General features: G+C 69.5%; 23 protein-coding genes and 1 pseudogene. 7 read left to right on the top strand and 17 right to left on the bottom strand.

All coding sequences use genetic code 11. The features are described from left to right. Nucleotides 1–100 precede the first annotated feature (100 nt). Entirely contained in the window at nt 101–1,972 is a 1,872-nt protein-coding gene (locus EV685_RS11855; RefSeq protein ID WP_165396780.1) for an ATP-binding protein, read from the top strand. Nucleotides 1,973–2,487: 515 nt separating this feature from the next. Here EV685_RS11855 and glmS read toward each other — a convergent pair. Beyond that, nucleotides 2,488–4,353 (bottom strand): glutamine--fructose-6-phosphate transaminase (isomerizing), encoded by a 1,866-nt coding sequence (gene glmS / locus EV685_RS11850; protein ID WP_130482210.1) that lies wholly within the window; start codon nt 4,351–4,353, stop codon nt 2,488–2,490. A 229-nt stretch (nt 4,354–4,582) separates the two neighbouring features. On the opposite strand from glmS, the gene EV685_RS11845 reads away from it, so the two are divergent. Continuing rightward, nucleotides 4,583–5,083, top strand: coding sequence for an Lrp/AsnC family transcriptional regulator (locus EV685_RS11845; protein WP_242615545.1), 501 nt, complete (start codon nt 4,583–4,585; stop codon nt 5,081–5,083). A gap of 30 nt (nt 5,084–5,113) precedes the next feature. Here the strand turns inward: EV685_RS11845 and EV685_RS11840 are convergent, their stop codons facing one another. Then, nucleotides 5,114–5,782 carry a J domain-containing protein gene (locus tag EV685_RS11840; RefSeq protein ID WP_130482208.1) on the bottom strand — a complete coding sequence of 223 codons (669 nt, stop codon included), beginning with the start codon at nt 5,780–5,782 and terminating at the stop codon, nt 5,114–5,116. Next, entirely contained in the window at nt 5,779–7,179 is a 1,401-nt protein-coding gene (gene glmU, locus EV685_RS11835) for a bifunctional UDP-N-acetylglucosamine diphosphorylase/glucosamine-1-phosphate N-acetyltransferase GlmU (protein ID WP_130482207.1), read from the bottom strand. Before glmU ends, EV685_RS11840 begins: the two co-directional genes overlap by 4 nt. Before the next feature lie 100 nt (nt 7,180–7,279). On the opposite strand from glmU, the gene EV685_RS11830 reads away from it, so the two are divergent. Continuing rightward, nucleotides 7,280–8,197, top strand: a complete 918-nt coding sequence (locus tag EV685_RS11830) for a DUF6279 family lipoprotein (RefSeq protein ID WP_130482206.1) — start codon at nt 7,280–7,282, stop codon at nt 8,195–8,197. Here the strand turns inward: EV685_RS11830 and EV685_RS11825 are convergent. Genes EV685_RS11825 through EV685_RS11810 form a run of 4 tightly spaced genes read right to left on the bottom strand, consistent with a single transcriptional unit; the run spans nt 8,172 to nt 11,065 of the window. Further along, entirely contained in the window at nt 8,172–8,798 is a 627-nt protein-coding gene (locus EV685_RS11825) for a DUF4136 domain-containing protein (RefSeq protein ID WP_130482205.1), read from the bottom strand. The genes EV685_RS11830 and EV685_RS11825 overlap by 26 nt on opposite strands. A gap of 14 nt (nt 8,799–8,812) precedes the next feature. After that, nucleotides 8,813–9,802 carry a tRNA 2-thiocytidine(32) synthetase TtcA gene (ttcA, locus tag EV685_RS11820; protein ID WP_130482204.1) on the bottom strand — a complete coding sequence of 330 codons (990 nt, stop codon included), beginning with the start codon at nt 9,800–9,802 and terminating at the stop codon, nt 8,813–8,815. Continuing rightward, the gene (locus EV685_RS11815; RefSeq protein WP_130482203.1) at nt 9,799–10,200 is read right to left on the bottom strand and encodes a dihydroneopterin aldolase; all 402 of its coding nucleotides are present in this window, start codon (nt 10,198–10,200) and stop codon (nt 9,799–9,801) included. The genes ttcA and EV685_RS11815 overlap by 4 nt, the downstream gene beginning before the upstream one ends. 13 nt (nt 10,201–10,213) lie before the next feature. Continuing rightward, complete coding sequence (locus tag EV685_RS11810; protein WP_130482202.1) at nt 10,214–11,065, bottom strand: SDR family oxidoreductase; 852 nt, start codon at nt 11,063–11,065, stop codon at nt 10,214–10,216. 220 nt (nt 11,066–11,285) lie between these two features. On the opposite strand from EV685_RS11810, the gene EV685_RS11805 reads away from it, so the two are divergent. Both EV685_RS11805 and EV685_RS11800 read left to right on the top strand, forming a co-directional pair. Continuing rightward, nucleotides 11,286–12,431, top strand: a complete 1,146-nt coding sequence (locus EV685_RS11805) for a class I SAM-dependent methyltransferase (RefSeq protein ID WP_420820828.1) — start codon at nt 11,286–11,288, stop codon at nt 12,429–12,431. A 12-nt stretch (nt 12,432–12,443) separates the two neighbouring features. Beyond that, nucleotides 12,444–12,635, top strand: a complete 192-nt coding sequence (locus tag EV685_RS11800; RefSeq protein ID WP_130482201.1) for a DUF2905 domain-containing protein — start codon at nt 12,444–12,446, stop codon at nt 12,633–12,635. A gap of 67 nt (nt 12,636–12,702) precedes the next feature. On the opposite strand, the gene EV685_RS11795 is transcribed toward EV685_RS11800, so the two are convergent. The 8 genes from EV685_RS11795 to EV685_RS11760 form a co-directional block, all read right to left on the bottom strand. Further along, nucleotides 12,703–13,362, bottom strand: a complete 660-nt coding sequence (locus EV685_RS11795) for a DUF642 domain-containing protein (protein ID WP_165396779.1) — start codon at nt 13,360–13,362, stop codon at nt 12,703–12,705. Between the two features lie 172 nt (nt 13,363–13,534). Next, nucleotides 13,535–14,791, bottom strand: a complete 1,257-nt coding sequence (locus tag EV685_RS11790) for a multifunctional CCA addition/repair protein (RefSeq protein WP_275938349.1) — start codon at nt 14,789–14,791, stop codon at nt 13,535–13,537. 5 nt (nt 14,792–14,796) lie between these two features. Then, nucleotides 14,797–15,501 carry a glutathione S-transferase family protein gene (locus EV685_RS11785; RefSeq protein ID WP_130482199.1) on the bottom strand — a complete coding sequence of 235 codons (705 nt, stop codon included), beginning with the start codon at nt 15,499–15,501 and terminating at the stop codon, nt 14,797–14,799. 125 nt (nt 15,502–15,626) lie between these two features. Next, nucleotides 15,627–17,012, bottom strand: coding sequence for a sigma-54-dependent transcriptional regulator (locus tag EV685_RS11780; RefSeq protein ID WP_130482198.1), 1,386 nt, complete (start codon nt 17,010–17,012; stop codon nt 15,627–15,629). Nucleotides 17,013–17,077: 65 nt separating this feature from the next. Further along, the gene (locus tag EV685_RS11775) at nt 17,078–18,481 is read right to left on the bottom strand and encodes a sensor histidine kinase (protein ID WP_130482197.1); all 1,404 of its coding nucleotides are present in this window, start codon (nt 18,479–18,481) and stop codon (nt 17,078–17,080) included. 132 nt (nt 18,482–18,613) lie between these two features. Next, nucleotides 18,614–19,609: a complex I NDUFA9 subunit family protein gene (locus EV685_RS11770; protein ID WP_242615544.1), complete on the bottom strand. Its 996-nt coding sequence runs from the start codon at nt 19,607–19,609 to the stop codon at nt 18,614–18,616. Next, the gene (locus tag EV685_RS11765; RefSeq protein WP_130482196.1) at nt 19,606–21,732 is read right to left on the bottom strand and encodes a lytic transglycosylase domain-containing protein; all 2,127 of its coding nucleotides are present in this window, start codon (nt 21,730–21,732) and stop codon (nt 19,606–19,608) included. Before EV685_RS11765 ends, EV685_RS11770 begins: the two co-directional genes overlap by 4 nt. Before the next feature lie 149 nt (nt 21,733–21,881). Further along, nucleotides 21,882–22,841 (bottom strand): LysR substrate-binding domain-containing protein, encoded by a 960-nt coding sequence (locus EV685_RS11760; protein WP_130482195.1) that lies wholly within the window; start codon nt 22,839–22,841, stop codon nt 21,882–21,884. A 122-nt stretch (nt 22,842–22,963) separates the two neighbouring features. Here EV685_RS11760 and EV685_RS21315 point away from each other — a divergent pair. Continuing rightward, nucleotides 22,964–23,149, top strand: a pseudogene (locus tag EV685_RS21315) (DUF2917 domain-containing protein); the annotation flags it as partial. A gap of 38 nt (nt 23,150–23,187) precedes the next feature. On the opposite strand, the gene EV685_RS11750 reads toward EV685_RS21315, so the two are convergent. Beyond that, nucleotides 23,188–23,637 carry a TfoX/Sxy family protein gene (locus tag EV685_RS11750; RefSeq protein ID WP_130482193.1) on the bottom strand — a complete coding sequence of 150 codons (450 nt, stop codon included), beginning with the start codon at nt 23,635–23,637 and terminating at the stop codon, nt 23,188–23,190. A gap of 92 nt (nt 23,638–23,729) precedes the next feature. Between EV685_RS11750 and EV685_RS11745 the strand changes: the two genes are divergently transcribed. Continuing rightward, nucleotides 23,730–24,326: a 5-formyltetrahydrofolate cyclo-ligase gene (locus tag EV685_RS11745; RefSeq protein WP_130482192.1), complete on the top strand. Its 597-nt coding sequence runs from the start codon at nt 23,730–23,732 to the stop codon at nt 24,324–24,326. Nucleotides 24,327–24,410: 84 nt separating this feature from the next. Here EV685_RS11745 and EV685_RS11740 read toward each other — a convergent pair whose 3' ends face one another. Then, complete coding sequence (locus EV685_RS11740; protein ID WP_242615542.1) at nt 24,411–25,019, bottom strand: OmpW/AlkL family protein; 609 nt, start codon at nt 25,017–25,019, stop codon at nt 24,411–24,413. Between the last annotated feature and the right edge of the window lie 78 nt (nt 25,020–25,097).

The raw sequence follows: 25,097 nt of genomic DNA, 5'->3' as shown, positions 1-25,097 counted from the left end.
CATGCTTGTTGGCGCCGACCTAAGTTTGACGCAACGATTGAACTTTGAGCTATGGCTCTTTTGGCATGTCGCCACAACAAAAGCGCTCTGGGAGGAGCAAATGAAGCTGCGCGCACTAACTCTTTCAAACTTTCGGGGCTACAAGGCCCCTTTCTCTGTCAGATTTGATGGCCTCACGACGCTGATCGGCCGAAACGATGCTGGCAAGTCGACATTGCTCGAAGCCTTGGACGTCTTCTTCAACGACAAGGCCTTGGACAAGAACGACGCCTCAAAGGGAGGGGACGCCAGGGCAGTCACCATTACTTGCGTGTTTGATGACTTGCCAGCCAATATAGTTTTGGACGAGACCGCGAGCAGCAGCCTTGCGGGCGAGTTCCTGCTGAACGCGCAGGGTCAGTTGGAAATCACGAAGGTCTTCAACTGTTCGATTGAAAAGCCAAAGCTGACCACGATCCGAGTCAAGGCGGTTCATCCGACGACTGCTGGCGCCAGTGACCTACTCGTCCTGAAGATTGACGAACTAAAGGCAAGGGCGGTAGCAGTTGGGATCGAGGCTAGGGCAGTAAACATGGCAGTCAAGCACGAGCTGCGTACAGCGATCCGCAATCAGGTGCTGAGCCTGGCACTGACTGAATGTGACGTGGTTCTGTTCGGCGACGGAGTTGATGAGAAGAGCAATGCGACGAAGGTATGGGATGGCCTGAAGAACGCTTTGCCTCTTTTTGCCTTGTTCAAAAGCGACCGGCAAAGTTCTGATCAGGATATAGAAGCCCAGGACCCGCTCAAGATCGCAATCAAGGACGCTCTTGCAGCACAGGCCGCACAGCTTCAGGCGGTGATGGCCCACGTTGAGCAAGAGGTCAAAAAGGTGGCGGCCCTCACTCTAAGCAAGCTCCGTGAGATGGACCCAGGAGTCGCAGCCACACTGGACCCGAAGTTTGAAAGGCCGAATTGGTCTTCGTTGATCAAGGCGAGCATCACCGGAGACGACGAGATTCCTCTGAATAAGCGAGGTAGTGGTGTCCGGCGCCTCATCCTTCTCAACTTTTTCCGCGCCAAGGTGGAGCGTTCAATCTTGGATAAGGGCGCTCAGTCGACCATATATGCGATCGAGGAACCTGAGACCAGCCAGCATCCACATAACCAGCGGTTGCTGATGCGCGCACTTCAGCAGTTGGCCTGCGGGAACGACCAGGTCATTGTGACGACACATACGCCCACTTTGGCCCGCGCTCTTCCGAGCTCAAGCCTGCGATTTTTGTCTCGGGATGCTAAAGGCCACCGGTCGATTCAGTGCGGTGGTGACGACGCGGTAAACGCCGACATCGTAGCGAGTTTGGGAGTGCTGCCAGATCACTCAGTGAAGGTTTTCGTGATCGTCGAAGGAGTTTACGACGTTTCGTTTTTAAAGAATCTCAGCAAGCTCCTCATATCGCATGGTCATGCCGTGCCGAACTTGGATGCGCTTGAGATATCTGGCGAGTTGGTCTTTGTTCCAGCAGGCGGAGCAAACAACCTGGCTCTTTGGGCCTCAAAGCTTCATATGCTCAATCGCCCCGAGTTCCATCTCTACGATCGGGATGCGAATGCGGCAGAGCCAGCCAAGCATCAAGCGAAGGTTGACGCGGTAAATCGAAGGCCTACTTGTAAGGGCGTCTCGACGACACGGCGGGAGATGGAGAACTTCATTCATCACCAAGCCGTTAACCTATGCGCGAATGCGTTGCAGTTGCCGCTTGCACTTGACGCACCATTCGGACCTGATGCTGACGTACCTGCTGTGCTTTCGGCGCAGCTCAATCAGCTTGCCCCGGTAGGTTCCAAGTGGGGACATAGCCGAGTGAAGGCATGGGTGGCTGACGTGGTCCTGCCTACCATGGACTCGCAGATGCTGGCTGAGGTCGACCCTGATGGAGAAATGAAGTCATGGCTGGAAGACATCGGTCACATGTTGCGTCGTGGCGCATAAAGCATGGCAAATCGCGGCAGCGGGATCAAAGCCGCAAGGATGTCGACACGTCGCCGTACTGTCCCGGCCGTTGCAAATCTGAGCCTCAGAGATGCGGACAAAACTTGAACTGGTTACGGGTGGTGCTCGGCGGGACTTCGAAAGCCCAGTGAACGCTTGATCGCAACCTTGGGGTGCCAGCGGATGTTTGGCCGTTGGACTCACCCCATGGCTGACCCGCGAGGCCTCACGGATATGCCGGATCTGATCCGGCTTCAAGGGCTCGGTCGGCGGCAAGCAGAGCGGGTTGTATTGATGGGGCATCCGGCAGGGCCGATGAGCATCGACCTGCCCTCAGTTGTCCGAAGCGGGTGCGGGTGCGGGTGCGGGTGCGGGTGCGGGAGCGCGACGAGCGGTGGCGACTGGCGGGGCTGGACGCTCGGCTTTCTCGCACACCTCACCCCGATCAGGGCCGAGCCTGACGTGATCGCCAGGGTCGCGGGTTCGAAGCGGGCTGGTATTGCCCGCCTCAAAACTCACTCCACCGTCACCGACTTCGCCAGATTGCGCGGCTTGTCGACGTCCGTGCCGCGTGCGCAGGCGGTGTGGTAGGCCAGCAGTTGCAGTGGGACGACGTGGAGGATGGGGCTCAGGGCGCCGTAGTGCTCGGGCATGCGGATGACGTGCACGCCGCTGTCGCTCTCGATGCGGGTGTCGCCGTCGGCGAAGACGTAGAGCTGGCCGCCGCGGGCGCGGACTTCTTGCATGTTGCTCTTGAGCTTTTCCAGCAGCGCGTCGTTGGGCGCCACCGTGACCACCGGCATGGCGCTGGTGACCAGGGCGAGCGGGCCGTGCTTGAGTTCGCCGGCGGGGTAGGCCTCGGCGTGGATGTAGCTGATCTCCTTGAGCTTCAGCGCCCCTTCCAGCGCGATCGGGTAGTGCAGGCCGCGGCCCAGGAAGAGGGCGTTTTCCTTGCTGGCGAAGTCCTCGGCCCAGGCGATGACCTGCGGCTCCAGCGCCAGCACGGCCTGCAGCGCGACGGGCAGGTGGCGCATGGCCTTGAGGTGATCGGCTTCCTGCTCGGCACTGAGGTGGCCGCGGGTCTTGGCCAGCGTCAGCGTCAGCAGGAACAGGCCAGCCAGCTGGGTCGTGAAGGCCTTGGTCGAGGCCACACCGATCTCGGCGCCGGCGCGGGTGATGTAGGCGAGCTTGCACTCGCGCACCATCGCGCTGGTGCTGACGTTGCAGACCGTCAGCGTGTTGGTCATGCCCAGGCTGCGGGCGTGCTTCAGGGCGGCCAGGGTGTCGGCGGTCTCGCCGCTCTGGGTGATGGTGACGATCAGGGTGCGCGGGTCGGGCACGCTGTCGCGGTAGCGGTATTCGCTGGCGATCTCGACCTGGGCGGGGATCTTGGCGATGCTCTCCAGCCAGTACTTGGCCGTCATGCCGCTGTAGGAGCTGGTGCCGCAGGCCAGGATCAGGACCTTGTCGACGTTGGCGAAGACCTCCGCCGCACCGTCGCCGAACAGCTCGGGCGTGATGCCCTCGATGCCTTCGAGCGTGTCGCCGATGGCGCGCGGCTGCTCGAAGATCTCCTTTTGCATGTAGTGACGGTAGGGGCCCAGCTCGGCCGCGCCGCTGTGGGCGTGCACCGTCTTGACGGGGCGCTCGACGCGGCTGCGGGCGGCGCCGTCTTCGCCCTTGGCGGTGATCCAGTACTTGCCCTGCTGCAGGTCGACGACGTCGCCTTCTTCGAGGTAGACGATCTGGTCGGTCACGCCGGCCAGCGCCATGGCGTCGGAGGCCAGGAAGTTCTCGCCCACGCCCACGCCCAGCACCAGCGGCGAGCCTTCGCGCGCGCCGATCACGCGCAGCGGCTCGTCGCGGCAGAACACGGCGATGGCGTAGGCACCCTTGAGGTGGGCAATGGCGCGTTCGACCGCGTCGAACAGGTCACCGTCATAGAGCGAATCGACCAGGTGAGCGATGACCTCGGTGTCGGTCTGGCTGGTGAACGCATAGCCGCGGGCCTTGAGGTCGGCGCGCAGCTCATCGTGGTTTTCGATGATGCCGTTGTGGACCAGCGCGATGCGGCCGGCCTTGGCCGACTTGGCCTCGTGGCCGGTGCCGTGGCTGAAGTGCGGGTGGGCGTTGTGCACCGCCGGCACGCCGTGGGTGGCCCAGCGGGTGTGGGCGATGCCGACCAGCCCCTCGACGCCGTCGACCGCAACCATCTCGTTGAGCTCGGCCACGCGCGAGGTGCTGCGGGCGCGGCGCAGTTCACCGCCCTGGTGCACGGCCACGCCGCAGGAGTCGTAGCCCCGGTATTCGAGCCGCTGCAGGCCCTGGATCAGGATGGGGACGATGTTGCGTTGACTGACCGCGCCGACGATGCCGCACATGGGGGGAAGTCCTTGTTCAGGTTGCAGAGGGACTGCCGAAAACCCTGAGGTACGGCAGTGGTGGCGCGATCCTAGCGATCGCCACGAGAAATGAATCGTCAGAATTCACGACTCAGCGCAATGATTCGTCACCACATTGTGTCCATGAAAGAAATGGGCGACGATGTGCGAATCCTTGATCGTTGATTGCAACGTGAGCCCTAGCCCTGCACAGAATTCCGCCCCGGCCGTGACATCGGCCACGACCGACGGCCCGCTGCCACTGGACGCCATCGACCTGCGCCTGCTCGACGAGCTGCAGCGCGACGCGTCGCGCTCCAACCAGGCGCTGGCCGAGGCCGTCCATGTCTCGCCGGCCACGGCGCTGCGCCGGCAACGTCGCCTGCAGGAAGCCGGCGTGATCGAGCGGACCGTCGCGGTGCTGTCGCCCGAGGCGCTGGGCCATGGCCTGAGCGCCGTCGTGGAGATCACGCTGGATGCGCAAGGCGCCGAGCGCATCGTCGCCTTCGAGGCCCGCGCGGCCGCCGATGCCGGCGTGCAGCAGTGCTACCGCACCAGCGGCGGGCCGGACTTCGTGCTGATCGTTCAGGTGGCCGACATGGCGGCCTATCAGGCGCTGGCGCAGCGCCTGTTCAACAGCGACGCCAACGTGCGCAATGTGCGCTGCTTCTTCAGCGTGCACCGGGCCAAGGCCGGGCTGGCGGTCAGTCTGCCGGCGCCGCGCGGCTGAGGCCGGCGGGGGCCTCGGCCCCGGGCCGCATCAGACGATGAACCAGGCCAGCGCCGCCACGGCGACCACGCCGACGACGATCGCCAGGCGCTTGTGCACGCCGCCGCTGTGCAGCCAGCCCGTCCAGCCGGAGGTGGTCGGCGCCTGGGTGATGGCGCTGCGGTGTTCGGCCAGCCAGCGGTCATAGACCTGCCGCCGCACCGGATCGGCCAGCACGGCATGGGCCAGCTCACGCTGGCGGGCGCGCACCGCCGGAGACTCCAGCGCCGCGCCTTGCGGCCAGGGCAGGGCCTGCAAGGTCAGGCTGCGCTGGGCGGTGTGGCTGGCCGCGTCGCTGCCGGGCGGACGCAGACGCCGCCAGGCGGCCTCGATCTCGGCCGTGCTGGCGCCTTCGGCCACGCCCAGGCGGGCGTAGTGGGTCGGCATCAGCAAGGCGATCGGGAAGGGCAGCAGCGCGTCGTGGTCGTGCGCCGTGCCCAGCCGGGACAGGATGCCGGTGTCGACGCTGTCGACCTCGGCAACTGGCTCGGACGGATGCGGGCGGGCCGCCGCCCGGCGCTGCGCCGGATCGGCCGGCGGCCGTTCGCCGGTCTGGCCGCGCGACCGGGCTGCCTCGGCGGGCGTGGCGCGGTTGACGCGGGAGACGGGATCGATGCCCAGGGTCATGGCGGTGTCGGCCAGCTGCACGATCCGGCTCAAGCCTTCTTCTGCTTGGCCGGGCGCTTCCAGCCCGCCAGCGCGACCTGCTTGCCCCGACCAATGGCCAGCGCACCGGCGTCGACGTTCTTGGTGATGGTCGAGCCACCGCCGATCGTCGCGCCCGCACCCAGCGTCACTGGCGCGACCAGCACGCAGTTGCTGCCCACATGCACGTCGGCCTCGATGGTGGTGCGGTGCTTGTTGGCGCCGTCGTAGTTGGCGGTGATGCTGCCGGCGCCGTAGTTGACGCGCTCGCCCACGGTGGCGTCGCCCAGGTAGGCCAGGTGGTTGGCCTTGGCACCATCGGCCAGCGTGCTGTTCTTGACCTCGACGAAGTTGCCGATGTGGACCTCGCGGCCCAGCTTGGCGCCCGGACGCAGCCGCGCGAAGGGCCCGATCAGCGAACCCGCGCCGACCTCGACGCCAGCCGCCTCGCCATCCATGTGGGTGAAGGGGTGGATGACGGCACCGGCGGCGATGCGGGCGTTGCGGATGACGCAGTTGGCGCCGATCTGGACCTCGTCGCCCAGTTCGACGCTGCCTTCGAAGACGCAGTTGACGTCGATGGCGACGTCGCGGCCGGCCTTGAGCGTGCCGCGCAGGTCGAAGCGGGCCGGGTCCATCAGGCGCACGCCGGCTTCCATCAGGGCCTCGGCCTGCTGGCGCTGGAAGCGGCGTTCGAGTTCGGACAGCTGCAGGGGGCTGTTGACGCCCAGCACCTCGGTCTCACTGGTGGCGAGCGCCGCGACCACCGGCACGCCGTCGGCGGCGGCCATGGCGACGATGTCGGTGAGGTAGTACTCACCTTGCGCGTTGTCGTTGCGCAGCGCGGCCAGCCAGCGCTTCAGGTGCGCGGTGGGCACGGCCATCATGCCGGTGTAGCCCTCGCTGATGGCGCGTTGCGCGGGGCTGGCGTCCTTGTGTTCGACGATGGCGAGCACGCGCTCGCGGTGATCAACGTCGCGCACGATGCGGCCGTAGCCGCTCGGGTCGGCCAGCTCGACGGTCAGCAAGGCCAGCCGCTCGCCAGCGCAGGCGGCGACCAGCGCGCGGGCGGTCTCGGCCCGCACCAGCGGCACGTCGCCGTTGAGGATCAAGGTGGTGCCGTGGTCGGCCAGCTCGGGCACGGCCTGCTGGACGGCGTGGCCGGTGCCGAGCTGCGGCTCCTGTCGCACAAAGGCCAGCGGGGCTTCGGGCAGGGCGGCGCGCATGGCCGTCTCGACCTGCTCGGCGCCGTGACCGGTAATGGTGATGAGGCGATCTGCACCCAGCCCGGCACCCATCGCCAGGACATGCTGCAATAAGGGTCGCCCCGCCAGCGGGTGCAGCACCTTCGGGCGCGCCGACTTCATCCGTGTGCCTTTGCCGGCAGCCATGATCACGACTTCGAGCCTCATGCGTCCTTCCAGTTGCTGCGGTGCGATCCGCGAATCTCGCATTATCAGGACGCTCCGGCGCCCAACCGGGGGATGGCGGGGTCACGCAAAGGGGCGCCGCGTGACCCTCGTCGCGGTCATGGCGCTGACGTTGCTGGTCAGCGGCTGCAGCGCCCTGCGGCTGGCCTATGGCCAGGGCAACTGGCTGACCTACTGGTGGCTGGACCGCCATGTCGGCTTCGACAGTGCCCAGGCGCCGCGCGTGCGAGCTGCCATCGACCAGTGGTTCGACTGGCACCGGCGCGAACCCATGGCCGATCTGGTGATGCTGATGGAGCAGGCCGCCACCGAGGTCCGCGGCGACATCGCGCCCGCCCAGGCCTGCGCCTGGTGGCACCGCCTGGAGGAGCGCCGCGACCGATACCTGCAGCGCCTGGCGGTGCCGATGGCGGAGGTCGCCGCCACGCTGACGCCGGCACAGATCGTCCAGGTGCGCGAGCGCTTCGAGCGGGTCAACGCCGACTGGCGCGAGGAGATGATCGACGGCGACGCCAAGCGCCGCGCCGAGGCCTCGGTCGAGCGGGTGGTCGAACGGGCCGAACGCCTCTACGGCCGGCTGGACCGCAGCCAGCGCGACTGGATCGCCGACTGGATGCGCCGCTCGCCCTGGGACGCCCAGCGCTGGCTGGACGAGCGCGAGGCCGACCAGCGCGACACGCTGGTGCTGCTCGGCGAGCTGAGCGCCTTGGCCGGCCAGGGTGGCCAGAACCTGAGCCCGGCGCAGCGCCAGGACAAGGTCCGGGCCTGGATGCGCCGGGTGGTGGAGCCGTCCTCGGAGGTGTCGCGGGCCCAGCGCGATCGGGTGCTGGACAACCAGTGCGAGTTCGCTGCCGCGCTGCAGTCACGCACCAGCGCGGCCCAGCGTGAACAAGCCGCCCGGACCCTGCTGGGCTGGGCCGACGACCTGCGCAGCCATCAGCTGCCGGCGCAGGCGGCCGGCGCCGCGTTGGGGCTCAGCGCCCCGGCAACGCGACCGTGACGCTGCGTTCGCCGGCCGGCAGGTTGGGGAAGCCGTCCAGCGCGGCATCGAACAGCGCCTGCAGCACGTCGTCACCGCCGCCAAAGCGGCTCTCGTGGCGGGCCTGGATCTCGACCAGCACCTTGCGGCTCGGCCGGTCGATCAGCAGCAGGCCCATCTCGCGCAGTTCGCGCACCCGGTCGGCATACCAGGGGTAGCTGTTCAGGCCGAAGCCGACGCCGCCGTGGCGGCCAACCGGCATGCCGATGCCGATGCCGAAGCTCACCCGTGGCGGGGCCTCGATCAGGCGGGCCTGGCGGGCGCCGAACTGCACCAGCACGTCGGCGCTGTCGGCGTCTGGCGCGGCCGTGAAGCCGACCCGCTCCAGCGCCGCCGAGGCAGCGGACTCCAATGCACCGCGGGTCGCCAGATCGGCTTCCTGCGACGGCAGGCGGTCGAAGGCGTAGCGCCCGGGGGCTCGCCCGTCCGGCCAGGCGCCAAAGGTGCGCACCGTGACCTGGATGGCGCTGAGGGCGGCACAGCCCGACAGCGTGACCAGCCCGGCCGCACCCAGCGCGGCGCTCAGGGCCAGAAAACGGCGGCGGGTCGGGGCGGTGGCCATGGCGGACTCCAGGTTCAGGCGGGCTCGTCGCGCCGGGCGCGTGGCACCGGCATCGCGATGGTGGCAACAGCGGGGACCGCAGCGGCGGCCGGCGGCTTGGCGCAGCCCTCGCCGTCGCCATCATCCTCGCCATCGTCCTCGTCAAAGGCCTTGTCGCCGGCCGCGTCAGGGACGCCCGTGGGTCGGATCGTCTCGAAGGGAAAGAGCTTCCGGTCCATCAGGTGCGAAGGCACCAGCTGCGAGAAGGCCCGGTGCAGGTTGTCGATGCGGCCGGGGAAGTTGCGGTCCCACTCGCGCAGCATCTTCTTCATCTGCACACGCTGCAGGTTTTCCTGATTGCCGCACAGCGAGCACGGAATGATCGGGAACTGGCGGTGCTCGGCCCAGCTTTCGAGGTCGGTTTCGGCCACATAGGCGAGCGGGCGGATGACCGTGTTGCGGCCGTCGTCGCTGACCAGCTTGGGCGGCATGCCCTTGAGCTTGCCGCCGAAGAACATGTTGAGAAAGACCGTGCCGAGGAAGTCGTCGCGGTGATGTCCCAGTGCGATCTTGGTCGCGCCCAGCTCGCCTGCGACGCGGTACAGGATGCCGCGCCTCAGCCGCGAGCACAGGCTGCACATGGTCTGGCCCTCGGGGATCAGGCGCTTGACGATCGAGTAGGTGTCCTGGTTCTCGATGTGGAACTCGACGCCCCGGCTCTTCAGGTAGGCCGGCAGGATGTCGGCCGGGAAGCCGGGCTGCTTCTGGTCCAGGTTGACCGCGACGATGCTGAACCGGATCGGCGCGCGCTGCTGCAGGCCCAGCAGGACGTCGAGCAGGCCGTAGCTGTCCTTGCCACCCGAGAGGCAGACCATCACCCGGTCGCCGTCCTCGATCATGTTGAAGTCGGTGATCGCCTGGCCGACCTGGCGGTGCAGGCGCTTGCTGAGCTTGTTGATCTCGAAGGCGGCCTTCTTGTCGGCCGCCCTCTGGTCGGCCAGCGGGGTGTCGGTGCTCGTGTTCATGGCGTCGGCGTCTTCATGCGGAACACCTCGACGCCGACGGCGCGGCAGTCGGGGTAGACATCGGGCTTCTGGGTCGACACACGCACCGCGCGCACCTTGGGGTGGGCCAGCATCAGCGTCACCACATCGTCGACCAGCGTTTCCTGCAGGTGGATGTGACCCTGCGCGACCCGCCCGGCGATGCTGCGGCGCATGAAGTCGTAGTCGACCACCTCGTCCAGTTCATCGTGCTGGGGTGTGCTGTCGCCCAGCGGCACGTAGAGGTCGACGTTGATCAGCACACGCTGCTCGCCGCGTTTCTCGAAGTCGTGCACGCCGATGTTGATGAGCACCTCGTAGTCGGACAGGAAGAGGCGGCGGCAGTCCATCAAGGACGGATGGGCGAGTTGGCTGATCATGGTTCGGGGGCTTTCAGGTCGGTGCGGCGGCGGGGTCGCCACCTTGCTGCACCAGGAAGAGCACGTCGCGCGGCTGGCCCAGTAGGTGCTGGCCGCCGTCGACCAGCAAGGTCGAGCCGGTGACGGCCGGCGACTCGATGGCATAGCGCACGGCGCGGGCGATGTCCTCGGGCGTGGACGAGCGGCCCAGCGGCGTCAGGCGGTGGGCGGCCTCGAACTGGGCCTCGCTCATCGGGCCGGACACCAGCGTGACACCCGGCGAGACGCCCACCACACGCACCAGCGGCGCCAGCGCCAGCGCCTGCATCTGCGTGGCGGCCTGCAAGGCGGCCTTGGACAAGGTGTAGGAGAAGTAGTCGGGGTTGAGATTGGCCAGCTTCTGGTCCAGCAGGTTGACGACGCAGCCCTGCGCATGGACCTCGCCGGCCGCACGACGTGCCACCAGTTGCCCGTGCAGCGCCTGTGCCAGCAGGATGGCCGGCGCGGTGTTGGCGCGCAGGTGGCGCTCCAGGCTGGCGAGGCTGAAGGTGTCGGGTGCGTCGTATTCGAAGGTCGAGGCGTTGTTGACGACCGCGTCCAGCGGCCGGCCTTGGGCGGCGAGCACCTGCGGCACCAGCGCGCGGCAGGCCGACTCGTCGGCCAGGTCAGCGGCATGCAGCGTGACACGGGCACCGTGGGCGCGCAGCTCGGCGGCGGTCGCCTCGGCCTCGTCGCGCGAACGACCGGCGGCGCTGCGGTGGTGCAGCGCGATGTCATGGCCGGCACGCGCCAGCGTCAGGGCGATGACCCGGCCGACGCGGCGAGCGGCGCCGGTCACCAGGGTCAGCGGACGGCGGGCATCGGAGGGCAGGGCGGACGTCGACATGGCGGCGATCGGCGGGGTGTGAAGGGCTGGGGGACGGGGGAGAAGGCCGGCGCAAAAGAGGCACCAAAGGGTCACGAAAGAAGGTGGCAGCAGCCGGCTCGGACCCGCTTCCTACAATCGCCCGGTGAGCCCGCGAGACCCCCCGAACGCCCCCTTCCGCACCGAGCCCGTCAGTGTAGCCAGCACCCCCCAACCGAGACCGGCGACGGGATTGGCGGGTCTGCCGGCCTCGCCCGACTCGGCCGCGCTGCTGCAGCGCATCGCCAGCGCGATCGAGGACGCGGGCGGCTGGATCGGCTTCGAGCGCTACATGGCGCTGGCCCTCTACAGCCCCGGCCTGGGCTACTACAGCCGTGGCGACCGCCAGTTCGGTGCCCTGCCCGACAGCGGCAGCGACTTCATCACCTCCCCCGAACTGAGCCGCCTCTACGGCCGCGCACTGGCCCGTCAGGTGGCGCAGGCCTTGCGCGCCCTGCCGGCTGGCACACCGCACGAGGTCTGGGAATTTGGTGCCGGCTCGGGCGCACTGGCCGCCCAGCTGCTGGCCGGTCTGGCCGACGAGGGCGTGCCGGTCAAGCGCTACACCATCGTCGACCTCTCAAGCGCCCTGCGCGAGCGCCAGCGCCTGACGCTCACCGAGCATGTGCCGACGCAGGCCCACAAGGTCCGCTGGGTGGCGCAGCTGCCAGCGGTCTTCGACGGTGTCGTCGTCGCCAACGAATTGCTCGACGCGATCCCGGTGGTGCTGTTGCATGCCGACGGCCACGGCTGGTTCGAACGCGGCGTTGCGCTTGTGCCGGGTTCGGCGGCGTCTGGCACCCCCGTGCTGACCTGGGCCGACCGGCCCACCGATCTGCGCCCACCGGTCGACGACGTGCCCTGGCCGCCCGGCACCGTCATCGAACTGCCGCGTCAGGCCGAGGCCTGGATGCGCACGCTGGCGGCGTCGCTGCGCTGTGGCGCGGCCTTCCTGATCGACTACGGCTTTCCGGCGCACGAGTTCTATCACCCGCAACGCCATGCCGGCACCCTCGTCTGCCACCGCGCCCACCGGGTCGACGCCGATCCGCTGGAAGCGCCCGGCGACAAGGACATCAGCGCCCACGTCGACTTCAGCGCCATCGCGCTGGCGGCGCAGGACGCCGGCATGGACGTGCTCGGCTACACCAGCCAGGCCCGCTTCCTGATCAACTGCGGACTGGTCGGCGATCTGGCCGACGCCGACCTGCGCGAACGCGCGGCGGCACAGAAGCTGATCACCGAGCATGAGATGGGCGAACTGTTCAAGGTCCTGGCGGTGGCCAGCGCCGGCTTCCCGCTCGACCCGCTCGGCTTCGTCGCTGGCGACCGCAGCCACACCCTCTGAGGACGGCCCACGATGCGCTGGCTCATCACCCTGATTGCCGCTTTCATCATCTTCAACAGCCTGCAGGGCTGGCTGCGCAAGATCGGCCTGGGCCGCCTGCCGGGCGACCTGCAGTTCAAGGTGCGTGGACGGGAATGGACCTTCCCGTTTGGCTCGACGGTGCTGCTGATGGTGATCGCGTGGGTGGTCGGTCGCTTGATCTGAGGCGCAAACCCCGCGCCGTGCATCGGGCGGGGCCAGCGGTCCCGTCGGACCTTGGCCCCGCCGCCGATCAGGCCGACTTGCGCTGGCGGCGACGAGCCGCAGCGCCGATGACGCCCAGGCCCAGCATCATCATGGCGTACTCGCTGGGTTCCGGAACGGCGGAAACCGAGACGTTGTCGACCATGGCGCCAAACGTCGGCGTGCCGTAGGCGGTCGAGATGAAGGACAGCGCCGTCGCGCCGGTGGCCACGAAGGTGGTGGCATAGGTCTGCCACGAGGCGCCCTGGCCGATCAGCGACGCACCCAAGGTGCCGCCCTTGACCGGCGACAACTGGAACGCGAAACCGGCCGTCGCGTTGCTGTCAGTGCCCGGGTTGGCCGCATACGAGAACGACAGGCTGTACTGCTGGCCGGCGATGGTGTTGAGGACCTGGGTGATCATGGCCGGCGTGTTGCCGTTCAGGTCCACCGCCAGGCCGCTGGTGGCGGTCGAACCCATCAGCGCCTTCAGCTCGGCCGAGTTGCCGTCGTCGCCGCCGTGGCCGACCAGGTCGACGTTGCCGAAGACCGTGGTCCAGCCGCCACCGAGGTCGGTGGTCATGTAGCGGGCCGTGGCCTGATCGGCCTGACGGGCGTCGAAGTCGCCGTTGACGATGGCCTGGGCCGATGCCCCGGTGCTGGCCACGGCCAGCATGGCCACGGCCAGGGCCGTGCGTGTGTGTGTCATGTCGGATTCCCTTGATGGATGACTCGGCGAAACCCCAGTGGCTCGCGCGAAGTCATTCTGGGATTGCCCTTCAGGCCAGGCGATGACGGGTCGTCCTGCAGCCCGGGGGGCGGTACCCGCCTCATTCAAGGTTTCATGCCGCCCGAAATGCACAAGTGCACGGAAGCCACACTCACGCCTCGGCCAGCCCGGCCACCACCCGGATGCGCGCGCCATGCAGCGCGTGGCCGAGCGCCGGGCCGGTCAGACCCTCGGCGCGAGCCTGAGCGATGACGGCCTGGTGGTCGATCGACTGGGCCGCTGCCAGCGCCGCACGCAGGCGTGGGGCCTGGGGGTAGTCGCGGTCTTCCAGACCCAGACGGCCGCGGGCATCGGCCTCGCAGGCCTGCAGCATCAGGTCGAAGCGTTCGGGGCGCCGCCAGGCGTCGCAGCGGTCCATCAGGCGGACCAGGGCGGCGGCGTCGAAGCTGGCGCTGGCGTGCACGTTGCCGTGCTCGCGTGCGACCAGATCGGCAAGCTCGCGGCAGTCGACCGGCACGCGCAGGCGCTCGCACAGGGGCTTGAGCAGCGCGGCGCTGCGTTGTTCATGGCCGATGTGGCGCGGCAGGATGTCGGCCGGCGTGGTGCCCTTGCCCAGGTCATGGGTCAAGGCGGCGTAGCGGGCGGCCAGCGGCAGACCCAGGCGGGCGGCCTGGTCCAGCACCATCTCGACATGCACGCCGGTGTCGACCTCGGGGTGGTAGTCGGCCCGTTGCGGCACGCCGTAGAGGCGGTCGACCTCGGGCAGCAGGCGCGCCAGCGCGCCGGCCTCGCGCAGCACCTGCAGCAGGCGCGACGGCCGCGCCGCCATCAGGCCGCGCGCCAGTTCCTGCCAGACCCGCTCGGCGACCAGCGCGTCGACCTCGCCGGCAGCGGTCATGGCGCGGCACAGCGCCATCGTCTCGGGCGCGACCGTGAAGTCGGGCCAGCGGGCGGCGAAGCGGGCCAGCCGCAGGATGCGCACCGGGTCTTCGGCGAAGGCCGGGCCGACGTGGCGCAGCACGCGCGCGGCCAGGTCGGCGCGGCCACCCCAGGGGTCGATGACGGTCTGGCCATCGGCGTCCAGCGCCATCGCGTTGACGGTCAAGTCGCGCCGCGCCAGGTCCTGTTCGAGCGTGACGTCCGCGCCGGTGTGGAAGGTGAAGCCGTGGTAGCCGTGGCCGGACTTGCGCTCGGTGCGGGCCAGCGCGTATTCGTCCTGCGTGTGCGGGTGCAGGAAGACCGGGAAATCCAGCCCGACCGGTCGGAAGCCGGCGGCCGTCATCTGTTCGGGCGTGCAACCCACGACAACCCAGTCGCGGTCGCCCTCGGGCACGCCCATCAGCCGGTCGCGCACCGCGCCGCCGACGAGGTGGACGCGGGCGCCAGGCGGCAGGGCGGGGTCGGACAAGGGCGTCACCTCGCGCTGCGGTACGGCTCCTCGAAATCGAGGAAGTCGTGTTCGGCCAGGGCATCGGCGATCCAGGCGGCCACACCGGGGCTGGCGCTCAGGCGCTCGATGTAGTCGGCCACCGCCGCATGCACCGGCAACGCGTAGCCACGCAGGCGCATCGCCACCGGGGCGTAGTAGGCGTCGACGATGCCGAGCCGGTCGCCCATCAGCCAGGGGCCGCCGTGGCCCGACAGGCAGCCGGTCCACATCGCCTCGATGCGGGCCAGGTCGGCACGCACGCCGGGCTGTTCGGCCATGACACGGGCGCCGATCTCGGGCAGTTGGGCCTCGATGTTCATCGGGCAGTGGCTGCGCAGCGCCGTGAAGCCGCTGTGCATCTCCGCGCACAGGCTGCGGGCCAAGGCCCGGCGGCGCGGGTCGGTCGGCCACAGGGCGTGATCGGGGAAGCGCTCGGCCAGCGTCTCGGCGATCGCCAGGGTGTCCCAGACCACCTGAGGCGCACGCCCGGGCTGATCGTCGATCACCAGCGCCGGCACCTTGCCGGTGGGCACGAGGTCGCCCATCGTGCGCTTGAAGGTCGAGTCGGGCTCAAAGCTGTCGAAGCGGACCTTGACCTCGTCGAAGGCGATCCCGGCGGCCTTCATCAGCACCCACGGGCGCATGGACCAGGACGAGTAGTTTTTGTTGCCGATGTAGAGCTGGAGCATGGCGGTCATCCCTTGTGCAGACAGGCCACGATGCTATCGGTCACGGGCGCAGCGGGCGGTGAGAACGGCGCATCGCTGTGATGCGCCGGCCGCCCGGCTTGCCCGACGGGCGAGCGGGCAAGACCTCAGGTCTTGTCGTCGGATCGCATGTCGAGGCGTTCGAGGCGATAGCGCAAGGTGTCGCGCGAGACCCCCAGCAGCCGCGCCGCCGCGCTGACGTTCTGCTTGGTCTTCTCCAGCGCGCGCTGGATCAGCCGGCGTTCCATGCGTTCGAGGTGCAGGTCGTCGTCGTTGATGGGGATGTCGTGCATCTGCGTGGCCAGGCCGCTCAGGCGCAGGTGGCGCACGCCGACCTCGGTGCCTTCGAGCACCAGCACGGCCTGCTCCATCACGTTGCGCAGCTCGCGGATGTTGCCGGGCCAGCTGTATTGCAGCAGCGCCTGGCGGGCGTCCGGGCCCAGCACCAGACCGGGCTTGCGGTAGCGCTGGCCGTGCAGTTGCAGGAAGTGCTCGGCCAGCACCGTGATGTCACCGCCACGCTCGCGCAGCGGCGGCACGCGGATCTCGACGATGCGCAGGCGGAAGAACAGGTCGGCGCGGAAGGTGCCGTCGCGCACCATCTGTTCGAGCGGGCGGTTGGTCGCGCTGATGACGCGGGCGTGCACCTGCAGCTCGCGCAGACCGCCCAGGCGGCGCATGCGCTTTTCCTCCAGCAGCTTGAGCAGCTTGACCTGCGTGCTCAGCTCGGCCTCGCCGATCTCGTCGAGGAAGACGGTGCCGTTCTCGGCCGTCTCGACCAGACCGGCCTTGCGGGTGCGGGCATCGGTGAAGGCACCCTTCTCGTAGCCGAACAGCTCGGCTTCGATCAGCTGGGCCGGCATGGCGCCGCAGTTGATCTCGACGAAGGGCTCCGTGCGGCGCGGGCCGCCGAAGTGCAGCGCGCGGGCCACCAGCTCCTTGCCGGTGCCGGTCTCGCCGACGATCAGCACGGCCGGCGGGTCGCGGTCGGACAGGCGCGACTCGGAGTCGAGCAGCGTCGCGATGGTGTGGCGCAACTGGCGCACCGGCTCGGACTCGCCGACGATCTTGTCCAGACCGCTGTCCTGCGCGTCGCGCTGGGCGTAGTAGTCGACCGTGCTGGCCAGCTTGCCCTGCACGCTCAGGCGATCGAGCACGATCTTGAGCTCGCTGAGCACCAGCGGCTTGGTCATGAAGTCGGCCGCGCCCGCCTTCATCGCTTCGACCGCCAGCTCGGTGCTGCCGTAGCCGGTGACCATGATGATGCGGGCATCGGTGTCGACCGCGCGGATGCGCGAGAGCGCCTCCAGGCCGGTCATGCCCGGCAGGTTGTGGTCGAGGATGACGATGTCGGGCCGCCAGGTCTCCAGCAGCGTCAGGCCGTCCTCGGCCCGTCCGGCGATGCGGACCTCGTCACCCATGCGCTCCAGGTACATCGCGAGGTTGCGCGCGAGGGTGGTTTCGTCTTCGATGATCAGGATGGCTCTTGCCATGGGCTTCCCTGGGTGGCGGGCAAAAAATTATCGGTGTCCGCGCGACATCTGGCGGATCTGCGGGTTCAGGCCGCAGTGGAAGGATCAACGGCCGCGCGCGCCATTGGCAGCAGCAGGGTCACGGTCGTTCCGGCCCCCGGGCGGCTGTCGATCTTCACCGAGCCGCCGAGCCGGTCGAGCACGCGCTTGACCAGCGCCAGACCCATGCCCAGGCCGCGCGGCTTGGTGGTGTAGAAGGGCTTGAAGGCATTGGCCAGCGTCTCGGCGGGCATGCCACTGCCATGGTCCTGGACCTGGATGCTGACCATCTCGCCGACCGTGCCGGCACGCACCGTGACGGTGGCCTGCGGGCCACTGGCCTCCAGCGCGTTGGACAGCAGCGAGTTGAGCACCTGCTGCAGCAGCACGACGTCGCCGCGCACGGTCGGCAGCGGGCCGGCCCAGTCCAGCACCAGGTGCTTGTTCTGTCCGTCGAAGGCGGGCCGGTAGTGTTCGGCAGCGCCGCGCAGGATCTCGCCCGGATCGGCCTCGCCGAGCACCTCGGCCGGGTCGCGGGTGTAGGTCAGCAGCGTGCGCACCAGGCGCTCGATGCGGTCGACGTGCACGATGGTCTCGTTGCACATCTCGGGCGGCATGGCGCCGATCTCGCGCTGCAGCTCGGCGGTCGAGCGGATCGAGGCCAGCGGGTTGCGGATGCTGTGCGCGGTCGCCGCCGCGATCTCGCCGACCAGCGCCAGCGCATCGGCCTCGACCAGCCGGCGGCGCTGCTCATGCATCAGCGCGCTGGCCTTGCGCACCAGGCCCAGCGTCGACAGGTAGAGCACGCTGCCGCCCAGCAGCGAGCAGATCCACACCAGCGCGGTGCCCATCTGCAGCGTCTCGTTGAGGTGGGTCGGCACGCGGTAGAGCTCGACCACGCCGACCTGGCGGCGCTGCTCGCCCTGGCCCAGGAAGACCGGCAGGTAGTTCTCGACAAAGATGGCGCGGGCGCCGCCCAGCCGGACGTGTTCGCCCTTGCTCAGCGAGCTGTCGTGTGTGACCTCGCCACGTTCCCAGACCAGCTCGCCCTTGAGCGCGTCTTCCAGCTCGTCGTTGCGGTCGAAGTAGCGCCCGATCAGGGCCGGGTCGCTGGACCACAGCACCCGCCGGTCCAGGCCGTAGACGTTCGAGCGCAGCACGTCGTTCATCGTCGCGACGTGCTGGAAGAACTCGGCGAAGCCGGCGCTGCGCACCGAGTCGCCACCCGCCAGGAACTCGTTGCCGACGTTCTGCGTCTCGACGATGTTCTGGACGAAATCCCGGCTCAGCTCGGCGTCATGGTCGAGCAGGCGGGTCTCCAGGAAGCGCGCCAGCACCAGCGCCATCGTGACGCTGACCAGCGTGACCGCCAGCAGGCTGACGAGCGAAAACCAGCGCACCAGCGGAAAGTCGTCGCTTGCATCGCCCCTGACCAGCTTCAGCCACCGCATCGTGACGTCCTCCCGAGATGCGTCGTCATGCCGCAGCGGACGCCGCAGCGCCGCGATTGTCGTTCGCTCGGGTTCCTTGACGGCAGGCCGTGATCACGCCGCATCCGGCGCAGCGCCGGGCAGCGTGACGGATCAACGCCCGGCGAGGCGGCGCAGCTGGTCCAGCACCTGCGGACCCCGCGACAGATGTGGCGCCATCACGTCGACCATGCGGCTTGGCCGGCGGCCAAGCGCCTCCAGGCCGGGGTGCCGGCCACTCGCCACGTTGGGCACCTTCATCGACGCCAGGTTGTCGGCCGACATCAGCGGCTCACCGGGCAGCAAGCCCAGCGCGGCGGCCTGCAGCCGACCGGCCCAGTCCGGCAGCGCGACGATCGGACGTCGGTGGCCGCTCCAGCGTCCGGCCCGGCGCACCAGCTGGGCCAGCGTCAGGACCTCCGGGCCGGTTGCCTCGAAGACCTGGCCAACGCTGCGGCCCGGCTCGCGCAGGCAGGTCGCCAGCGCATGGGCGACGTCATCGACCCAGACCGGCTGGAAGCGCGCCGTCGCACCGGCCAGCGCCACCACCGGCATCAGCGCCTGCAGCGCCGCGAACAGGTTGAGGAAGCGGTCGCCGGTGCCGAAGATGACGCTGGGCCGCAGCACGGTCAGGTCGATCAGGCTGGCAGCGCCAGCCTCGCTCAGCAAGCGCTCGCCACGGGTCTTGCTGGCCAGGTAGAGCGAGGGCGCCGGCCGGGACGGGTCGTCCTCGATGCCCAGCGCGCTGACATGTACCACCCGCCTCACGCCGGTCTCGGCACAGGCCGCCAGCAGGCGGCGCGGCAGCTCGACGTGGACCTGCTCGAAACGCGCCGCGTCGCCGTGCAGCACGGCCACCAGGTTGACCACCGCGTCGCAGCCGGTCAGCAGGGCGCGCAGCGTGGCGGGATCGTTCACATCCGCGCCGACCCGTTCGACGCCGGGCAGCAGGCTCAGCGCCTTGGCCCGCGCCGGCCTGCGGCTGGGCACCACCAGCGTGGCGGCGCCGTCGCCCTGGCGCCAGGCGGCGGCAAAGGCGCGGCCGACGAAGCCGGTGCCACCCAGCACCAGGATGCGACGCAGCGGCGTGCTGGCCAGGGTATCGGTCACGGCAGTTCCTTGTTCTCGGGAGGAGCGCCCGGCGGGCGCGTGGCGATCGGAGGCCCCAGCCGGCTGCGCAGCGGCGCGGCATTGACACCGCCCAGCAGCGCGCCGTAGTAGCTGGCGTTGGACAGCACCTTCTTGACGTAGTCGCGGGTCTCGTTGAAGGGAATGCCCTCGGCCCAGGCCGCGACCTCCTGCGGCGGGCCGTCGCGCCAGCGCCGCAGCCGGCTCGGGCCGGCGTTGTAGGCGGCAGCGGCCATCGGCAGCGAACCCTCGACGTCGTCGAGCACCAGCTTGAGGTAGCCCACGCCCAGGCGCAGGTTGACCTGCCGGTCGGTGATCTGCTCGGGGCGGAAGTCCAGGCCCAGCTTGCGGGCGGTCCAGCGCGCGGTCGCCGGCATCAGCTGCATCAGCCCGGCGGCGCCAACGCTGGAACGCGCGTCCAGGATGAAGCGCGACTCCTGCCGGATCAGGCCGTAGACATTGGCCGGATCGATGCCCAGTTCCTGCGCGGCGGCCAGCACGTCGGCGCGAAAGGGCATCGGGAAGCGCTGGGCCACGTCCACCTCGGCGCGGGTGCGTTCGCTGGTGTGGATGCAGCGGTCCCAGACCTCGCGGTCGCAGGCCCGCTGCGCGGCGGCCAGCAGCTCGCGGTCGGCCATGCCGACGATCGAGTAGTTCCACTCCCGCACACCCTCGGGCCGCAGACCCAGCGCCAGCAGCGCGAGCGCACGGTTCAGGCCGGGATGCTGGTCGGCGGCGCGGCGCTCCTCGGGGGTCAGCGGTGCGGGCCGCTGGGGCAGCGCCTGGGTGCGGCCGAGCGCCTCGGTCGCCAGCTTGCCGTAGAAGCTGTAGTGGCCGGCGATGCGTTCGAGCAGCACCGCAGCGCCGGTGCGCTGGCCATCGCCTTCGGCACCGGGGGCAGCCAGGGCCTGGAGCGCCCGTGCCTTCCAGTAGACCCAGGCCGGATCGGCCTGCGCCGGGGCGCTCATCGCGTCGATCGCGCTGCGCAGCCGGGCCCAGCGGCCGTCGTCGCCAGCGCGCAGCGCGGCGCGGGCGCGCCAGGCCAGCGTGTCGTCGCTCCAGTCGACGTCACGCGCCTGCGGCACGGCCCCTGCGCGCTGGAACCAGGCATCGGCCTCGGGCATCACCTTCCAGGCCGCCTGCTTGGCGATGGCGGCCCAGGTCCAGGCGGCGGCATCGGGCGCCAGGGCGGCTTGCCAGCGGTCCTCCAGCAGCGTCGCGGCGGTCTGGGGGTCGGACGTGGCCAGCCGGACCAGCGCCAGCACCACCAGCTCGGCGCCCTGACGGCTCGCGGCGTCGGCCTTCTTCTGCAGGTAGCGCTGCGGTTGTTCCCACAGCTCGTTGAGCGGGCTGGCGGGCTTGTCGACCAGCTTCTCGTCGATCAGCGCCAGCGCCTCGCGCGCCAGCACACGCCGGCCGGCCTCTGCGCTCACCCGGGCCTTGGCCCAGGCGTCGGCGCTGGACAGGCGGCGGGCCTCGAACAGCGTGGTCGCCATCAGGGTGCAGCCGCCCATCGGCTCGCGCTGGGTCATCCAGAGCTGGCGGGCGACCGGCCGGACGTCCTCGCCGGCCTGGTGGCGCACGATCTGCAGGTAGCAGTCGACCTGGCGGTCGTCGGCCAGCTTGAAGCGGGGTTGTTCGAGCGCGAAGCCGGACCAGTCGCGCCGAATGCCAAGTTCGAGCAGCCAGTCGTTGCGCAGCCGGTCTTCCAGATAGCTGCCGGGCCAGCGGGCATAGAAGGCGTCCAGGTCGGACTGTGTCAGCTCGCCCAGGCGCAGGCCGAGTTCCCAGTAGTCGGCCCAGATCGCCAGCGGGTGACGGCCGGCGACCAGCTCGTCGCGCAGCGCGACCAGCCGCACGCGGTCACGCTTGCGCTGGGCCTCGCGGGCCTCGACCAGGCGGGCATCGAGGGCATGGGCAGGCGCGCCGATGCCCGTGGCACCGGCCGCACCGGCGGCGTTGGCCGGGGCGGCAGGTGCAACCGCTGGGGCGGCCTGGGTCTGGGCCTGGGCCGGCGAAATCGGGTTCAGCAGCGCGGCAACGGCGAAGGCCAAGGCCAGGACAGCAAGCGGGGCACGGCGGCCGGTTGGGCAGGTCAAGCGCATTCCTCAGGCTCGGGCGACCCTCGGGTCAGGGTCATCCAGGTTTGTAACGCAGTGGCCGTCATCCACGCAGGCTGGGGCTGTCTACCCAACGGCCGGCGCGTGCGATGGTGGACAGGCGTCTGGCTCCGCACCGGGCTCAGGCAGCTTGCTCAGGCACCGGGCACGCGCTGGCGCACCTCGGCGGCCTGGGCGGTCAGCCAGTCCGAGAGCTGGCGGACCTCCGGCCGTTCGGCCGAGGCCGGCGCCACCATCAGCCAGTAGGCGCAGGGCACGGGTTCACGCGCGGCCGCGTCGAAGGGTTCGACCAGCTCGCCGCGCGCCAGCGCATCGGCGATCAGCGGCAGGCGGCCCAGCACCACACCCTGGCCGGCCTGGGCCGCCTGCACGCGCTGGTGGTCGTAGTTGAAGGACAGCCAGTTGCGCGGCTGCAGCGTGCCGAGCGCGCGCTGGCCCAGCCAGTGCGACCAGGTGCGCCAGACCGTGCTGGGCGTGGCCGGCGGGTCGTCGATCTCCAGCAGCGTGTAGCCGGCCAGATCGGCCGGTTCGCGCAGCGGCGGCGCCTCGCCGCGCCGGGCCCGGTCCAGCAGCCAGGGGCTGACAACCGGGGCCAGCACGTCGCCGAACAGCGTCGTCGCGTCGGCCGGCCGGTCGGCCACGCGGCCGTATCGCAGGGCCAGGTCGATGTCGTGGCCCTCCAGGTCATCGAGCGTGTCGGTGGCGGCAATGCGGATGTCGAGCGCCGGGTAGGCGCGTTGGAAGGCCTCCAGCCGCGGGATCAGCCACAGCGTCGCGAACGAGGCAAAGGTGGTGATCGCGACCCTCGGCCGGGCCTTGACGCTGCGGATCTGGCGGACCGAGCCGTCGAGCCGCTCCAGCATCGGCTGGACCGCGCGCAGCAGTGTCGCGCCGGCCTGGGTCAGCGCGACCTGGCGGGTGTCGCGCTCGAACAGCTGCGCGCCCAGCTCGTCCTCCAGGCCCTTGATCTGGCGGCTGATGGCCGACTGCGTCAGAAACAGCTCCTCGCCGGCCAGCCGGAAGCTGAGCAAGCGGGCGACCGCCTCGAAGGCGCGCAGAAAGGTCAGTGAGAGCGGGCGATGGCGCGGGTTCATGGGGCGGGGCGGCTGGAAGGATTCATGCGTGCGGGGCAAGACCGTGACGTGCCGAAGTCATTGGACCGGCGGGCGATCCAGCGAGACGATGCGTGCATTGTCGTTCCACTGGAGTCCTTGCCATGCACACCACATTCATGACCCGCTCGCATCAATCCCGCGACGGCGGAGGGCCCTGGCCGGTGCCGGTCGATGGTTGCCTGGTGGCCGATGCCGGGCCGCTCTGGGTGACGCGCCTTGGCGACCCGGACGACCACGTCCTGATGCCTGGCGACCGCCTGGCCTTGCGCCGCGGCGACCGCGTCGTCACCGGCGCCTGGCTGCCCGACCGGCCGATCGCCTGGCGCTACGAGGGCGTGCGGGCCGGGCGGGCGGCCTTCTTGGCAACCGTCTTCGCAACCTTCTTCGCCACCTTCCGGGCGGCCTTCTTCGCCGCCGCTGCCAAGGTCTTCGAGGCCATGGCCGAGCGCGCCCGCAGCGCGGCGGCCAGTGCCAGCCGGGCCCAGGGCTGCATCAGCATCGGCGACTCGATGGCCTCGTCGGGCGCGTTGAAGTAGCTCATCACGCCGGTCTCGCCCTGCTTGGTCGCGTAGGTGAAGGGGCCGCAGCCGGCGGCCTCGAAGGCGCTGCGGCTGACCTCGTCGACCTTCAGGAACAGCCGTTCGCTGGCGACGATGGCGATGAACAGCTCGTCGACGTAGAGGCCGTGGCCGCCGAACATGCGCCGCGCGCGCACCGCCCCCAACGGCGCCAGCAGTTCGAGGCAGTGGTTCACGAAATCGGGGCTGTTGGACATGCGGCGCTCCTGTGTCGTTTGATTGTCCCGACCGGGTCGGGCCCGCACAATCCGGGCTCCGACCCGCACCTGCCGCCCCGAGCGACCGCCGCATGACCACGACCCCGTTCAAGCTGCCCGAACCGCCCCGCGACAAGGCCACGCTGCGCAAGCAGCTGCAGGCCGAACGCATGGGCATGAGCGACCGCCACCAGCGCTCGGTGCACCTGCAGGAGGTCCTGATGGTCTGGCTGCTGACGCGGCGCGAGAAGACCATCGGCGCCTACTGGGCCATCAAGGGCGAGTTCGACGCCCTGCCCGCGCTCTACCGCTGGAGCGACGGCCACGCCGACCGCCGCATCGGCCTGCCGGTGATGGACCGCAAGACCAAGGAGCTGCGCTTCCACGTCTGGTATCCGGGCTGCCCGATGGAGGAGGACGCCTTCGGCATCCTCAAGCCCAAGGACACCGAGGCCTTCCACCCCGAGCTGCTGCTGGCGCCCTGCGTCGGCTTCGGCCCCAAGGGCGTGCGGCTGGGCTATGGCGGCGGCTTCTACGACCGCACGCTGGCCAAGCTCGACCCGATGCCCTACACCGCCGGCCTGGGCTATGCGCACGGCTTCATCCCCTGGCTGGACGCCGAGCCGCACGACGTCCCGCTCGACGCCATGCTGACCGAGGAAGGCACGATCTGGGACAAGGACGCCTGAGCGGCGGTCTCGTTTCACGCCCCTTCAACGACAAAGGCCGCAGCGTTGCCGCTGCGGCCTTTGTTCATGCCTGAGCCTGTGGCGTCAGAAGCGGTAGCCCACGCCCACGCCGATCAGCGTCGGGTCGACCTGGATCGTGCCGAGCTTGCTGCCGTTGCTGCTCAGGTCGGTGCGGATCTGGACCTTCTTGTAGTCGATGTTGAGCGACCAGGCGCCGCCCAGCGCGATGTCCGCGCCGAGCTGGTAAGCCGGGCCGATGCTGCGGTTCTCGACATCCAAACCGGCCGGCAGGTTGACGCTGGAGAAGAGCGTCAGGTTGATGCCCGCGCCCACATAGGGCGTCACCGGGCCGGTGCCCAGGTTGGTGAAACGGTACTGCGCCAGCAGGGTCGGCGGCAGGTGCTTGAGGGAGCCGATGACGGTGCCGTCCTGGATCACGTCATGCTTCTGCGGCACGGTCAGCACCAGTTCGGCCGACAGGCTGGGGCTGAAGTAGTACGTGAAGTCGACTTCCGGAATGGTCTTCTTGTTGACCGTGACCTCGGTGCCGGGGATGGTGTCCTTGTCGGCCGGATCGAGCGACACGGCACGGGCACGAACGACGAGGTCACCGGCCTGCTGGGCCTGTGCGACGGGCGACAGGCTGGCAGCGGCGAGGGCGAGGATGGCGAGAACGATGCGGGATGCGGACACGGGGGACTCCTTGCGTGGTCTTCCGCCCAGCGGCTGCCGGGCGTGTGCATGCATTGAGCCGTCGCGGCCTCGAAGTCG

Origin of the sequence: Sphaerotilus mobilis, assembly GCF_004216565.1 — a bacterium.
Classification (GTDB): Bacteria; Pseudomonadota; Gammaproteobacteria; order Burkholderiales; family Burkholderiaceae_C; genus Sphaerotilus; species Sphaerotilus mobilis.
This window is presented reverse-complemented; position numbering and strand designations above follow the sequence as displayed.

What these genes read in the sequence shown, in the direction of transcription:
- EV685_RS11750 (WP_130482193.1), bottom strand. Translation starts at nt 23,637, where the DNA reads ATGTCCAACAGCCCCGATTTCGTGAACCACTGCCTCGAACTGCTGGCG.
- EV685_RS11795 (WP_165396779.1), bottom strand. Translation starts at nt 13,362, where the DNA reads ATGACACACACACGCACGGCCCTGGCCGTGGCCATGCTGGCCGTGGCC.
- EV685_RS11760 (WP_130482195.1), bottom strand. Translation starts at nt 22,841, where the DNA reads ATGAACCCGCGCCATCGCCCGCTCTCACTGACCTTTCTGCGCGCCTTC.
- glmU (WP_130482207.1), bottom strand. Translation starts at nt 7,179, where the DNA reads ATGAGGCTCGAAGTCGTGATCATGGCTGCCGGCAAAGGCACACGGATG.
- EV685_RS11745 (WP_130482192.1), top strand. Translation starts at nt 23,730, where the DNA reads ATGACCACGACCCCGTTCAAGCTGCCCGAACCGCCCCGCGACAAGGCC.
- EV685_RS11780 (WP_130482198.1), bottom strand. Translation starts at nt 17,012, where the DNA reads ATGGCAAGAGCCATCCTGATCATCGAAGACGAAACCACCCTCGCGCGC.
- ttcA (WP_130482204.1), bottom strand. Translation starts at nt 9,802, where the DNA reads ATGAACACGAGCACCGACACCCCGCTGGCCGACCAGAGGGCGGCCGAC.
- EV685_RS11775 (WP_130482197.1), bottom strand. Translation starts at nt 18,481, where the DNA reads ATGCGGTGGCTGAAGCTGGTCAGGGGCGATGCAAGCGACGACTTTCCG.
- glmS (WP_130482210.1), bottom strand. Translation starts at nt 4,353, where the DNA reads ATGTGCGGCATCGTCGGCGCGGTCAGTCAACGCAACATCGTCCCCATC.
- EV685_RS11855 (WP_165396780.1), top strand. Translation starts at nt 101, where the DNA reads ATGAAGCTGCGCGCACTAACTCTTTCAAACTTTCGGGGCTACAAGGCC.
- EV685_RS11800 (WP_130482201.1), top strand. Translation starts at nt 12,444, where the DNA reads ATGCGCTGGCTCATCACCCTGATTGCCGCTTTCATCATCTTCAACAGC.
- EV685_RS11815 (WP_130482203.1), bottom strand. Translation starts at nt 10,200, where the DNA reads ATGATCAGCCAACTCGCCCATCCGTCCTTGATGGACTGCCGCCGCCTC.
- EV685_RS11785 (WP_130482199.1), bottom strand. Translation starts at nt 15,501, where the DNA reads ATGCTCCAGCTCTACATCGGCAACAAAAACTACTCGTCCTGGTCCATG.
- EV685_RS11765 (WP_130482196.1), bottom strand. Translation starts at nt 21,732, where the DNA reads ATGCGCTTGACCTGCCCAACCGGCCGCCGTGCCCCGCTTGCTGTCCTG.
- EV685_RS11810 (WP_130482202.1), bottom strand. Translation starts at nt 11,065, where the DNA reads ATGTCGACGTCCGCCCTGCCCTCCGATGCCCGCCGTCCGCTGACCCTG.
- EV685_RS11825 (WP_130482205.1), bottom strand. Translation starts at nt 8,798, where the DNA reads ATGGCCACCGCCCCGACCCGCCGCCGTTTTCTGGCCCTGAGCGCCGCG.